This window comes from Candidatus Zymogenaceae bacterium, assembly GCA_016931225.1.
Taxonomy (GTDB): Bacteria; Desulfobacterota; Zymogenia; order Zymogenales; family Zymogenaceae; genus JAFGFE01.
This window is the reverse complement of the sequence record JAFGFE010000040.1, coordinates 135983-150041: the sequence shown is the minus strand read 5'-3', so window position 1 is coordinate 150041 and position 14059 is coordinate 135983. Positions and strand designations below refer to the sequence as shown.

8 protein-coding genes and 4 tRNA genes are annotated in these 14059 nt (G+C 52.8%); 4 read left to right on the top strand and 8 right to left on the bottom strand.

Annotated features, from left to right (window positions below):
• Positions 1-114: 114 nt before the first annotated feature.
• The 4 genes from tig to JW885_16095 all read right to left on the bottom strand — a co-directional run bounded on the left by tig (position 115) and on the right by JW885_16095 (position 5520).
• Positions 115-1467, bottom strand: a complete 1353-nt coding sequence (tig, locus tag JW885_16110) for a trigger factor (GenBank protein MBN1883689.1) — start codon at positions 1465-1467, stop codon at positions 115-117.
• Positions 1468-1601: 134 nt separating this feature from the next.
• Positions 1602-1687: transfer RNA gene (locus tag JW885_16105), tRNA-Leu, on the bottom strand.
• 345 nt (positions 1688-2032) lie between these two features.
• Entirely contained in the window at positions 2033-3589 is a 1557-nt protein-coding gene (locus tag JW885_16100) for a response regulator (GenBank protein ID MBN1883688.1), read from the bottom strand.
• 266 nt (positions 3590-3855) lie between these two features.
• On the bottom strand, positions 3856-5520 hold the full coding sequence (locus JW885_16095) for a bifunctional metallophosphatase/5'-nucleotidase (GenBank protein MBN1883687.1): 1665 nt from the start codon (positions 5518-5520) through the stop codon (positions 3856-3858).
• Positions 5521-6167: 647 nt separating this feature from the next.
• On the opposite strand from JW885_16095, the gene JW885_16090 reads away from it, so the two are divergent.
• The 4 genes from JW885_16090 to JW885_16075 all read left to right on the top strand — a co-directional run bounded on the left by JW885_16090 (position 6168) and on the right by JW885_16075 (position 11902).
• On the top strand, positions 6168-7715 hold the full coding sequence (locus tag JW885_16090) for a hypothetical protein (protein ID MBN1883686.1): 1548 nt from the start codon (positions 6168-6170) through the stop codon (positions 7713-7715).
• Positions 7716-7936: 221 nt separating this feature from the next.
• Positions 7937-9652 carry a hypothetical protein gene (locus JW885_16085; protein ID MBN1883685.1) on the top strand — a complete coding sequence of 572 codons (1716 nt, stop codon included), beginning with the start codon at positions 7937-7939 and terminating at the stop codon, positions 9650-9652.
• A gap of 576 nt (positions 9653-10228) precedes the next feature.
• Complete coding sequence (locus JW885_16080) at positions 10229-10921, top strand: hypothetical protein (GenBank protein ID MBN1883684.1); 693 nt, start codon at positions 10229-10231, stop codon at positions 10919-10921.
• Between the two features lie 369 nt (positions 10922-11290).
• Positions 11291-11902 carry a hypothetical protein gene (locus JW885_16075; GenBank protein MBN1883683.1) on the top strand — a complete coding sequence of 204 codons (612 nt, stop codon included), beginning with the start codon at positions 11291-11293 and terminating at the stop codon, positions 11900-11902.
• 213 nt (positions 11903-12115) lie between these two features.
• On the opposite strand, the gene JW885_16070 is transcribed toward JW885_16075, so the two are convergent.
• The 4 genes from JW885_16070 to dnaB form a co-directional block, all read right to left on the bottom strand.
• A tRNA-Lys gene (locus tag JW885_16070) sits at positions 12116-12192 on the bottom strand.
• Between the two features lie 127 nt (positions 12193-12319).
• A tRNA-Glu gene (locus JW885_16065) sits at positions 12320-12397 on the bottom strand.
• Between the two features lie 44 nt (positions 12398-12441).
• A tRNA-Lys gene (locus JW885_16060) sits at positions 12442-12517 on the bottom strand.
• Between the two features lie 122 nt (positions 12518-12639).
• On the bottom strand, positions 12640-14010 hold the full coding sequence (dnaB, locus tag JW885_16055; GenBank protein ID MBN1883682.1) for a replicative DNA helicase: 1371 nt from the start codon (positions 14008-14010) through the stop codon (positions 12640-12642).
• Positions 14011-14059 lie beyond the last annotated feature (49 nt).

The following is a 14059-nucleotide window of genomic DNA, read 5'->3' as shown; positions in this document are numbered from 1 at the left end:
ATACGTCCTTTTTCAAAGAAACATCCAGGGTGCATGGCTATTCCGGGTGTCGGATTTGCCTTTCTTTTGCTGTTTCGACACCGATAAAACGAAATGAGGGTCGGTCTGCGCCCCTCATTCCGTGGGTTCTCCATCCGCTTCTTCCGTATCTGTCTCTTTCGGTTTTGGTTGTGTAATTTTCTTCACCTCTTTTATTTTAACAACGTTCGAAAGAAAATCAAGGGTTTTTTCCGTGCGTATTCGTGACCTCAAATTATCCCACGCGCCCTCCTGGGATTCGAAACGTTCCTCTAGTTCCTCAAAAGACGCTCCGGACATTTCGGCGTCGGTCTTCAGACGCTCCCGGGCTTCCTCAATGGTCGCATCGATGTTTTCCCGGGTGGCGATGGCGTCCACCAGGAGGTTTGATTTCACCTCGAAGTGAGCCCGGGGTCTGACCGAATTCATGAGGACCTCGGGCTCGAGCCCCATCGCCTCCAGGGAAGCACCCTGGCTCCTCATACGCATTTCCATCCCGCGGATGATATCGATGGCATGTTCGTCTACCAGGGCCCTGGGCGGGTCGAATTCATTGAGCTCCAGGAGTTTTCCCAGCATGCGCTGTTCGAATTCATTGGTGATGCGGGTTTCTTCCCTCTTGGTGATGTCTTCAGTGATGTTGTTTTTAAGGTCTTTGAGGTTTTCAAAATCTCCCAGGTCCTTGGCGAACTCGTCGTCGATCTTCGGAACCTCTTTGATTTTAATTTCCGCAAGATGTACCTGAAAGGTGATGCGCTTTCCGGCGAATATCTCGTTATCGTGATCCTCGGGGAAAACCACATCGAAGGTTTTGTCTTCCCCGGGCTTCATGCCGATGACGGCGCTGTCGAAATCCGCACTGAAGTGCTCCGCCCCTACATCGAGGGGATAGTTTTCGGCGCTGGCCCCTTCGATGGGTGTCTCTCCTTCGCTGGAGGAGAAGGTGATAACGGTGATATCGCCCTTTTTGACGGCGCGCTTCGATTCCACGGTAATGAGGGTGGCGTGTGAATCGGCAAGTCGATTGAGCACCGCATCGACCTGCTTTTTATCAACGCTCAGCTTTTCCTTTTCCACCTCCACGTCCCTGTAGGTCTCGATTTCCAGTTGCGGCATGATCTCTACTGTTGCGGTATAGGTAAAGTCCTTGCCGTCAACCACGCCCTCGGTATCGACCTGGGGGTAGGTGAGTGGATTCACCTTCGTCTCATCCAGGGCCTTGGGATAGGAATCGCCGAAGAGCTTTTCCGCAACATCGTTCTTAATCTCTTCGGAAAAGCGCTGCTTGATGAAATCCATCGGGGCCTTGCCCGGGCGAAAACCACGGATTTTCGCATTTTTCTTGAGCGCCACGAACGCTTTTTCCATTTCCTTTTCAACTTCATCCCAGGGGATGACGACTGTGAGTTTTTTTGTGACGCCGCTTATGTCTTCTAGGGATACTTTCATGACTGACTGTCCTTGAGCTGTGTGTGTCCTCCGAAATACGGGAGATCTGTTGTGTCTTTGGTTCTGTGTATCTGTTTTATTTGCATATTCATGTTTCTTCGTACGACGGGCGGGGTGTGATGCAGGATGGAAAGTGGTGCGAGAGGGGGGACTTGAACCCCCACGGAAATCATCCACTGGATCCTAAATCCAGCGCGTCTACCAATTTCGCCACTCTCGCATCATGGATAGTGAATGATCGTGGGAGAATTGGATGAATAATCGTGGTGTGTCCCTAAAAAAAATAACATATCCGTATAAATATAGTTGAAGACGGCATTTTTGTCAACAGAAAACGCGCTACGTCCGCTCCTCGTCTTTAATGTATATGGTGTGGAAGAATAATCCGAACCCGATTTGTTTCACCGATACACCCGATACCGGTGATGCGTTTACATATCGAGAGAAAAAACTCGGCCGATCGGTGCGGTTCGCAGGAAAGGGGGCGAGTTTGTAATCGGAATATACGAGTTTAATACCGATCCCTTCCCGGCTTGCAGGAAGAGGGGATGATGGTAACACATCGTTACAATGATCGGCGGAGCATAGTATTTTTTTCCAGGGCCTTAGATACCGAGGATGACAGCTCCCGAAAATCAAAGGGTTTTTCTATGAAGTCAAACGCCCCCAGCTTGACCGCCATGATGGCGGAGTTTTTATCCGCGTTTCCGGTAATGATGATTACCTGAGTCCTGGAGGAGATGGACCGTACATGACGCAGGACCTGGATGCCGGTTATTTCCGGCATGACAAGATCGAGAATAATCAGATCATGTTTTTTTTCCGTAAAAAGGTCCACGGCTTCTCTGCCGTTTGATGCCTCGTCTATATTTTTGTACCCATCCATCGTAAGATACTGCCTAATTGCCGAGCGAATTTCGTTTTCGTCGTCGGCGACCAGTATTTTCAATGGCGCGCGCGTTCCCTGCTTGTCGAGCATATCGTCGAAATCCTCGATGATGGTGTCTATCATCTCCTGTTCCAGCGACGACATATGCTCCCGTTCGATGAGTATCTCCCTGGTCTTGATGATATTCCAAATGACATACAACAGCTCCTCGGTAAACAGGGTGATCTCCTGTGGGGAGGGTGTTTCCAGTATCGGTTCGGATCCCTGTGTATGGATGAAGCCGCTGGCGCCCCAAAAGAGCGCCTTGAGGCGGATATTCGGGTCTATCATGCCGCCGGTGATGATGACGGGGATGTGGGGGTAATACTCCTTGACGTTTCTGAGTAGTTGAAAACCGTCACCCCCTTTGGAATCGGCGGGATTTTCGGGCGATCCGATATCGGTTACGAGTATAACCGGTATGTCTTCCGACTGTCTGCCGGTGATATGCTCGAAGGCGTCCGCCGGGGTTTTAAAATCCTCCACGAACAGGCCGAAATCCGCAAGATTCCCCGCAACACTATTTCGAAACTCGTCATTCGGTCCTACGAGAATCACCACATCCTTCGGCTTCAAATGCGACAGTCGCAGTGACACCTGCCGGGCGCTGGAGGAGAGGATATCCATCGGCGATTGATCATTCTGTGTAATATCGTAGAGTTCTCTGGAGATGATGTCGTTCAGGGTTATATCGACAATATCCGGCTCGGTCTTCCCCGATTCGGTGAGGGCTGTGCGGAGTCGCTTTTTATCGACCACTTTGTGTACGGGAGGGGCGTTAAAATCTTCTTCGTAGAAGCGATAAACCCCCTCCCATTTGTTTATAGATGTCAGCGTTGAGAGGTTGATCATGTCCACAGCCTGCTCGAGCTTTTTTTGGGACATGCCCGATTCGATCAGCACATCGGCTTCGTTGTCCGTGTACGGCCCCTTCCTGATGAGGGCGATAAAGGGTTCCACCAACCCTTCGGGGAGACGATCGGCCTTCACCATTTCGTGGGCATACCTCCGTGATGACTCGAAGGAAAAGGCGAAGATCACCTCTCCCCGGTGGATTGTGATGGTGCCGATACCCAGTTTCGAGCTGATGAGAAGCGTTCCGGATAGTCCGGAATCGGAAAACGCCTCCAAGAGATCGATCAGGGTGCCCGATATGAAACTACCGAAATTCGGTTTTTTAGGTGTCTCGTTCAATAGACTCTCTGCCTATTCTGTTTGAGAATGATATACGTTTATGCAAAATATGTTTCAGTATACATGATTGTTTGATTTGATGCAAATTTTTCCTATGCTGAAGAGTGTTCATTCACTGAATGGTGTATTTGTGGGATATGTCCCGAATGAGACTCCCTCGCGGTGTGTCGTGCGGTTGGAGAGATCGGAATGAAAAAGAACCCGGGAGGAACGATTTTCCATCCCGGGTTCGTGTGTCGTGATCATGTCGTGTACGGAGGACATCCTCAGGGTTCGGTTACCACGATCCTTCCCTCGATTTCGGGGCTGACCGGCCCACGTTTTTCGATATAGGTACACAGGGCGTCTACGATATCGACGGTGGTGTCGATCTTTTCAGCGGCGATGAACGGGGCGTAGCCGTCGCCGCCGGCGGCCGTCCACGAGGTGACCAGAACCGTGTACATCTTGTCAGGATTGATGGGAACCCACTCTCCCCCCTCTTTGACCAGGGCGGAGGTGATCCGATCGCCGGGATAGATGATCTTCACGAGCTCCCTGCCGTCGTATATGCCGCTGTAGGGCCGCCCCGATAGATCGATCTCGATTTTCAGACCGCTGACCTGGAGAAAACCGCCGTCGGGGACGCGCTCGTCCTCTGCGGCGCCGTCTCCCTCCACGTTTATGGCGGACGCGCTCATTTCAAGGACCTGCAGGAGGTCCTTCCCCGAGAGGGAAACCTCAAAGATCGAGTTGGAATAGGGGTGTATTTCCATCAGGTCTCCGTAGGTGACGGGACCCGCCTTGTAGTACCGGTCGCCTCGGAGGGTTCCGCCGTTGATGAGGGCGATGAGGTTCTCGGTGTCGGGCCGGGTGAACCAGTCCACCCAAGCGTCCGTGACGAGGTTGCCCAGGTTCGATTCCCGGGAGCGCACGTTGGCCGACAGGGCGTCGAGATCCACAAGGGTTTCGCCCACGGGACGCTCCATCTGCTTTTTCAGTTTTTTATCATACTCCGCAAGATACGCCGCGATCTCTTCGTCGCTGCCCACCGATTCGTCCATCAGGACCGTCTTCCACTCGGAGGCGATGATTTTCCCTCCGGCCACATCGAAGGTGAGCACTCCTACCTCCTTGGCGTTAACGCCGGCCTGGAGCACGATGGTCTCCCACCCTCTGGGACCCTTGACGGTCTCGCAGAACGTATCGTGGCTGTGGCCGCCGACGATAATATCAATGCCGGCGACATTATTCGCCACCAGCTCGTCAAACTCCTTGCCGATATGGGTCAGAGCGATGATGATATCCACCCCTTCAATTCTGAGGGCGTTGACCATTTCCGTGGCGACGGAGATCAGGTCGTTATCGACCACCACGTCGGATCCCGCCGACGACACCCGATGAAGGTCCGGGGTCATCAGGCCGAAGAATCCGATTGTCACCCCGGCGGTCTCCTTGATCACGTACGGTTTTACCAGTGAGGCGAGTCCCGGCTCGGTGACGGTGAGGTTGGAAGACACGATGTCGAATTCGGCGTTTTTCATGGCCTTTCCGCACGCCTCGGTCCCCAGGTCGAATTCATGGTTGCCCAGACATGTGATGTCGTATCCAGCCATGTTCATGGATTCGATCTCCGGCACGCCGTCAAAGGTCTTGTAAAAAAAGCCCATCAGGTTGTCTCCACCGGAAACCAGAAGCGACCCGTCGGCCAGTCCCTCCTGAGTTTCCGCAAGGGCGGCGATGCGATCCATCCCGCCGACGACAACCTCAACCTTTTCTCCATCCTTTTCAACCTTGGTTTCATAGGGGAGGATGTTGCTGTGGATGTCGGATACGGTCACCATAGAAAGACTGGTCGCTTCCGGTGCCGGCGTCACACCGGCGCACCCCGCCACCATCAGGGCGATAAACAGCATCGCCGATATTAGGGAGCAGACTCTCCGTGTTTTCATTGTAAACCTCTCGTTCGGTTATGGTGTTTAAAAGCCGCATGTTATCATTATATGTCGCTATTTTTGAACCCACCAGAAATCAGACGGTGGGTTTTGTAAGTGCGTCGGATGTCGTGTCCGGTAAAACCAAGGATTCAGCGTTCTTTCAAAGGGAGGGGAGAATCGTTCTCATGTTAGGCGACGGTGCTTTTTCGACAGGTTTATCGATAGCCTCAAATGTCGTGTCTGTCAAGGTAAAAATTACAAACTTTGTAGTTTTTTATCTGCCGCCCTCCGATTGAAACGAAAATTCCTGTGCGTGTGGGGCGCCCCGCCTTGAAATATACTGTTTCCGGCAACATCGTTCTCAGCACGGCGGTCGGCTTTGTATATTTGTCACTGATTCGTGTGAGCGATATTGTACGGAAAAAAATCGGTTCCGGCAATGGATTTTCCCGAAAGGTGGGATTGCGGCGGTGCCGTTGGAAAAGGGTGATTTCGTTTTGCGCCGGTGGGGGAGGGTTTTGATGGATAGATGGTATTCAAAGAGAGAAAGCAGATCATTAAAAAAAATTAATTTTTCCTTGACATGGGGATTGTTAAAACTATATATTTAAACTTAAGTATTATGAATACTCTTATCTTGTATATTGTTTAGGGGGAGGTCAATGAAAAAGCTATTACTTTTTATACTCACCGGTTTCCTGGTTGTGGGGTTCGTGTCAACGGTTTTCGCCGCCGAAACGACATTCGAAGGGGCCTATCGGGTCAGGTCCATCACCGAGTGGAACTTCGACAAGGAATACGATGATCTCGGTAACGTTCCGAGCCACGAGGATGGCCTGTACACCGGCTTTTTCGATCAGCGTTTTCGCCTGACGATCACCCACACCAGAAGCGAGTACCTGAGAGCGGTAATCCGCCTGGATATCGCCGAGGATACCTGGGGCCGGGGAAGTGCGTTGCGCATCAACGCAAATAACGCCAACTATATTGATCGGGCGTTTATCGAGTTTACCGTTCCCCCGGTGGGGACCTTCACCGTGGGCCGGTTCTTCGAGGGGTACGGCAACCTCTTTACGTTTGACACCGCCGGAGACGGCGCCCGCTGGTCCAACACCTGGGGTCCCGTGACCGTATCGCTCTCCTACTTCAAGATTTCGGACCGGGTGACGGCCGGCCCCGACGCCTGGGAGTATAACTGGGACGCCGACCTCGTGGGTTTGGATATCCTGGTGACGCCCATCGAGGGTCACGTGTTGGAGGTCTACAGCGGCGTGCTGTGGGATGAGGACGCAACCGGCAGCAGCGGCGTGGGCGGCGTACTGAACAACTCCAGAACGATCATCAGTCCCCTCGCGGACTACGGCGCCTGGGTCGGTTTTGTGGGTGTGGGGTACACCGGCACCTTCTTCGACATGATCGACGTCAACGTGGAGGCGTCCTGGCTCTTCGGCGATGCGAATGGTCACTACACCGAGGGGATGACAACTGATCCCTATTACGGGTTTACTGGATTGCTTTATTCCCAGAACGCACGAAAAGATCTCGATATTTCCGGGTGGAACGTCTACGCCGACGTCTCCTACTACAACGACCTCTTCCGGGTCGGTGCGGCATTTATAATGGGGAGCGGCCAGAAACACTTATGGTTGAATCCGGCTCTTCCGATGAACGTTATCTCCGTCGATCATGTGAACATGAACTTCGTGACGAACGACGGCGATTTTTCGTTCGCCCATATCATCACCGGCGGCCACAACGACGGACTGAGCTCCGTGTGGGGCACCGGGGGGCTCTTTGGGGCGAACACCATGGAGAACATCACCGCCATCAAGGGCTACTTCGAGGTCTGCCCGATGGACAAGCTGACCATCAGCGGCGCCGTGATCTGGGCCAAGTGGACCGAGGAGATCGGTATAAATACGATGGGCACCCGGTCGGGGCTTTTTGCCGCGAAGAGTCCCGCCTATCTGCACCCGATGATATACTATGCCGGGGTAAATTACCCCTACCAGTCCTGGGAGGTGTCAGACGACCTGGGCTGGGAGATCGACCTGGCGCTGTCTTATGAGATCATGGAGGGCCTGACGTATACCTTCGAAGGGGCGGTGCTCTTTACCGGAGACTCCTTTGATTATGAGAAGGCCGACGGCACCCGGGGCGACTGGGGCGAGATCTGGTCCGTCTTCAACACGTTGCAGTACGAATTCTAAAAAATCACGACATATCAACCACTGAAGCGGGGGAGCGATCCCCCGCTTTTTTAATGTATGTATTGATACGCATCTCTGAGCAGTATATGTTTGTTCCCGGCCGGAGGATTCTCGAAAAAGATGCATATTCAAAGATGTCCATTAAAATTTTTCTAAATAGCTTGACATAAAATGTTTTTTTGAGAAAATGAAATAATGTCTATTTTATTTATGAGGTCCCCATGAGAAGAAGAACATTTTTCAGTCTTGTTGTGCTTGCGGCGACGGTGCTGCTGGTGGCGCCGGTTATCGCAACGGCCCAGGACTACCTGTACGTCGAAGAGGCGAATTTCTACAGCGTGCCCAAGGCCCTGCCCTATCATGACGGGTCCTTCGGCGGAAAGGATTTTCTCGCCAACCCGGCCCTGATGGCGGTCGAGAACGACGTGCTGTTTTTTCTGAGCTCCTATTACCTGGGGAGCACCACCGACGTGGACGTTGACGGGTTCTATACGGTCAGGAATATCATCTTACCTCCTATACCGGGGAGTGTGGCGATCTCCGGCGACGAAAAATACCAGGTCAACAACTGGGTAACCGACGCAGGATTCACCCTGGGGCTCTCGGACGCGGCGCGCTTCGGGTTCTTCCTGCGGTATCGCTACGGCGACGTGGGCATGGAGGGAGATACCACGTTCACCCAGACTCTGACAATTAACAATGTCTCTCATTTCTCCGATTACAGCAGCGATTCTGATGTAAATGATATTTCTCTGGCGCTCTTGCTCGACCTGGATCTCGCCGAGGCCTTTTCGATGGGCGTCGGCTTCAAGTACGACTACGTCATTGACCGCAGCGACTTCGATCTCTCATCGGCCGGGACGGCCGCGATCTTCAATCCCAACGAAATCTCTACGATGAGCCGGTCCTTCGACATGGACTACCACCGCTTCGCCCCGGTGCTGGGATTCTCGGTCGCGCCGACGGACGCCCTGAGCCTGGATATGTCCGTGGAGATGGGATTCATCGTCGGCGGGGTTGAGGAGGGAGCGAGGTTTTACAGCAACCATCCCATTATCCCGGCCGTATTGGGACTCCAAACCCACACCCACGCATTCGATTCCCGGGACCTGGACGGATGGGACATCGGCACCGGACTGGACGTGGCATACGCGCTGAACGACACGATATCGATGCCGTTCTTCGCCGATTTCGCATACGCGACGATGGACTGGAGCCTGGACGGCACCGGGACTGGATTATTCTTTCCGACGTACCTGACGGCCCTGCCGACGGCGGACGGGCTCACCGCCCACGAGAACGACTATGCCGAATGGAGCCTCTCCGGGGGCGCGGGGGTGGACCTGGCCCTTGACCCCATGGATCTCGGTTTCGCCCTTTCCTACACCCACTGGGAGTACGCCAACGACTACTGGTACCGGACCGTCATGGCGAGCACCCTCTTCGGCCCGTTTGTCCCCGGCAACGCGGCCGTATTCGATGAATCGGTCTCGGAAAAGCGGAATGTCTTTTCCCTGGACGTGACGATGGAGAAGGATTTCTCGGATTCCCTTTCCGCCGCCTTCGGCATGCGCTATGACCTCGGCTGGGGGGTGATGGACCTCGATCGTTCCTACAGATCAGCCTTTTTGTATGTACCACCGGTGCCGACCCTCACGACGTCCTATGACGACAGGGACTTCTTCCACAACCTGACCCTCGCCGCGGACGTGTCCTTCATGCCGGTCGACCGGCTGACCCTCTCCCTGGGCGGCATGGTGCGGATACCCCTGGACGGGCTCGATTACGAGCTGGACGGAAGCGGTGGGGGCACGTACAACGGGATTCCGGCTCTCGGCGTTTCCGGTCGTTTCGACTATAACGGCCCCGCGAGCTTCGGGTACGACACCACCACCTGGGAGTACGGCGGACGGCTGGAGCTGAAGTACGAGTTCTAAAACTAAATAGCACCACACAAACCGAAAAGGCGGGGGAGGGATCCCCCGCCTTTTTTTGAGGTCTCACGCTCATTAAAATAATGAGATACCCGGATGCCGAACAACGGAGGGAATAGCCGACTACAAACCGGATACAGGTGAAGTTTTCGCCGAAGTACCAATAACGGCTCTACCAATGTTATGTACAGGAGTAATCGCATATCCGGTGGCGCAGTGCGGCAACGGAAAAGCATTTGACAGATACCTGAAAAAGCAATATTATATTAGTTAAATAGTTTCAATTTGGTCGTGTGAGTGTGAGTCTCTTTCACATACATTAATTAAGAGTTGAACAACAGCAATACCATCATAACTTGGATGAAGCTTCATAATGAGAACGTTTTTAGTGGAAAACATGTTATTTTCGTTATACACAAAACGTACATGTATGTTTCAATACACCATCAAGCCATACCTGCTGATAAACTGTCCCGAACCACCTGATGATGGGTGTCGAATCGAATTATTTTCTTCATATGATAATGTTTCTGTAACCGTGGAATAATATCCGCGGTTTTTTTATGAGAGGAGGAAGTCATGGCAAAGATTGGAGATGAAAAATCATCGGAGTTCCTTCGAAATCTGAAAATGGTATCTGACATAGTCAAGGGCAGTTCCACTCTGGAAGATGCGTCACAAAAGTATACTGAATTGCTGTATAAAACGTTCAGGGAATCCATCATCCAGACCCGTATATTTGTGACAGTTCCATTTGCCCAGTTGCCGGACAAAAACAAAGATTTTGTAACGGGGCTGGCGAAAAAGACCAACATAACGGAACTTATCAAGGATCAAACCCCCGTTCTTTCACTCCTGGGAACCAACGGTGTGGAGGTTTCCTGGAATGATCGAAGAAAATCACAGGGCCATGTGGGCATTCCCCTGGCTTCCGCCGATTTCATCGAGGCGATCCCGATGATGTCGCGACTGCTCAAGTCCCTGGGCGCGGATCTGGATTGGATCGACAGCAGGGATTCTGATATCGTCACCAAGACCCTTGGATCGATGAGCGGTGTGTTTTATGTGGAGGACGCACAGACCGAAACGGACAGCAAGGGAAGAAAAATTATCGCCGCTCAGGATTTTGTGAGAAAGTATGATGTAAAGACGGTGTTCGGGATCGGCGGGGGTATTTCACGCACTCCGTATTTTGTTGTAAACGTCAATTTTCTGCGGGATACGATTTTACGATTTCCGAGCCATATGCCGAGCGATTCATCCCGACACTGAATCAGTTTAAAATTGAAATGAATGAGATCGTGTGGAAACGAAGGATTTTCTCATAGCATTCAAATCGATTCTTCCCGTCTCCGGGGTGTTTCTCCAGGCGGCTTGGTTTTGGCTTCACTGAAAATGATTAATCGAGTTTTAAGAATAGGAAATATTCTCTACCGGAGGACAATATCATACAGCGGGGGTCACTCCCCCGCTTTTTTCATGAAAAAAGCGCATTTATTTCCTAAAAAGTGTAATTAAAATCACGAATATTGAAATTTTATCATTTGAGTCTGACCTCCGTTACAGTCCCTTCTCCCTTTTTTGATATCCTGAAACCGTATCATACACATATTCATAAAACCTTTTTATGAGGAGGCCGAAATGAAAAAGGGAATGTTTCTTATGGTTTTCGCACTTATCGTAGTTATTTCTCTTCCCGTGTTTGTCGGGACCGTCGTTGACGACCTGAGGATCGTCAATACCAGCGCTCTGGATCCCTTCGAGTACCGGAAGTATCTTGGCGATGACGATCTGAGGAGACTGGCGGCGCTCTCCGTGTCGGAGAATCCGACGCTGTTTCCCGCCATCGAGAGCTTCGAGGCGACTCAGGATAAATCAGAGTTGGAGTTTCACGGCAGCATCGACCCAGAGAAAGAGGAACTGGAGTTCATCTCCATGCCCTACTACAACGAGGTCGGTAAGTATGACGTGGCGGTGGTCAAGGCCGACGGTAGCATCGAGCGGTATGACAAGGAAGTAGTCATCGACTACAAGGAGCGCACCATCAAGACGTATGATCCCATCTTCGTAGAGGAGGGGGACGTGGTACTGCTTTTCGACAAGGAGTACGTGGAGACCGCGTTTGAGGGGGTGGATGTAGGCATGGGTAATACACCGAGCAATACGAGTACTCCCAGCACCGGCCGTACGGGTACTACCGCCGGACGGCAGCCCGGTAATGTGGGAGTCGGACCGGCGAGCCACCGACCGTAGTAATGACAGATGCGGCGACTCATCATTCGCCGATGGAAGGCCCGGATATACTCCGGGCCTTTTTTTGTATTGGGTGAGAAATACTATACAGGGCGTTCACTATGGGCCGTTCATGGAAACATACGGAGAAAAGTGATTAATGCTTTCAGGTTGTCTCCGGGCCGAAGGACAACGAAAAACGGAACTCCGAAGAGTCCCGTTTTTATATAAAGTTGGTGGGCCATCTAGGACTCGAACCTAGAACCTGCTGATTAAGAGTCAGTTGCTCTACCAAATTGAGCTAATGGCCCGGTTTTGCCGTGGAGTTAAAAATGTAGCAGACACCGCCCGTCTTGTCAAGAGATTATGGGGATATCCACAGAGCCCACGCATGAAAGGCGGCCGCATCGAAACGATGCGGCCCCTTCAAAAATTCTGTGGCGTCCCCAAGGGGATTTGAACCCCTGTCGCCGGCGTGAAAGGCCGGTGTCCTAGGCCTGGCTAGACGATGGGGACGTTGCGTCCGTGTAAAAGAGACAAACCGTTTAATGTATAAATGCTGGTGGGCCGTGCTGGGCTCGAACCAGCGACTCTCTGCTTAAAAGGCAGATACTCTACCGACTGAGTTAACGGCCCGCCGTGCTTCCTCGATACAAATCCAAGCTTATATAATATTATTATTGTGATGTCAAGTTTTTTTCAAGGAAAAAACGTGATCGGTGGTAATTTTGTGTTGCCGATGGTAAAAGGTTGGTTTCTCAGTGAAAATCATCCCGCCGGGCCAGGTTTTCAAACCGTGTATACTCCCGGAGAAACGAGAGTTTGATCGTTCCCGTGGGACCGTTTCGCTGTTTTCCGATGATCACCTCGGCGATGCCCTTATCCTCGGTATCCGGATTATAGAATTCCCGGCGGAAGATGAACGCCACCACGTCGGCGTCCTGTTCGATGGCCCCGGATTCCCTCAGGTCCGCCAGGATCGGGCGCTTGTCCTCCCGGCTTTCCACCGCCCGGCTGAGCTGGGAGAGCGCCACCACCGGGATGTTCAGCTCCTTGGCCATGGCTTTCAGGGATCGGGAGATCTCCGATATCTCCAAATCCCTCCGCTCCGCCCGTCCCTTGCCGGTCATCAGCTGGAGATAATCCACCACCACCATGCCGATATTCCTGTCCGCCTTCAGGCGTCTCGCCTTTGCCCGCATCTCCAGGGGGTTGAGGCTCGCGGTATCGTCGATGAGTATGGGCGCCTCCGACAGCACCCCCGCCGCGTGTATGAGGGAGGGCCACTCCTCCTTACGGATGTGGCCGTTTCTGATGCGGTTAAAATCGATGCGGGCCTCGGTGGAGAGAAGCCGCATGGCGAGCTGTTCCTTGCTCATCTCCAGCGAGAAGACGGCCACCGGGACTTCCCGGTTGACCGCCGCATTTCGGGCGATGTTCAGGGCCAGGGAGGTTTTTCCCATGGCGGGGCGTCCCGCGATGATGATCAGGTCCGACGGCTGAAAGCCCGCGGTCATGTCGTCCAGGTCCTTGTATCCGGTGGAGACGCCGGTGATCCGCTCCTGCTTCTCGTAAAGGGTCTCGATGATTTTGAAGGTATCCTTGACGATGTCCTTCATGAGGATGAAGGCGGGCTTTATCTTTTCCTCGGATATCTGGAAGATGCGGCTTTCGGCCAAATCCAACAGCTCATCGACGTTGCGTTGATCTTCGTAGCTGTCCGCGATGATCTCTCCCGATATGGAGATGAGGCTCCTCAGGATGGCCTTTTCCTTGACGATGCGGGCGTAATAGGCGATGTTCGCCGCGGTGGGGACGTTGTCCACCAGCGACGAGATATACGCCGTGCCGCCGCATCCCTCCAGGGTGCCGGCCTTCTTCATTGCGTCGGTCAGGGTGATGAGGTCCACCGGCTCGTTCTTATCGAACAGCGCCGTCATGGCGGAGTAGATTTTTCTGTGGGATTCGCGGTAGTAATCCTGGGGGGTGAGGATGTCCATGACCTCGGAGATGGCCCGCTCTTCCAGAAGAATACCCCCGAGAACGGACTGCTCCGCCTCGATGTTCTGTGGGGGCACCCGCAGGAGTTCTTCGTCCTTTTTGTTTTCCCGCTGGGGCCCCACGGTCATGACCATCTCCGTCGCGCCTTTTTATTCGACGGGCATTATATCACACCCG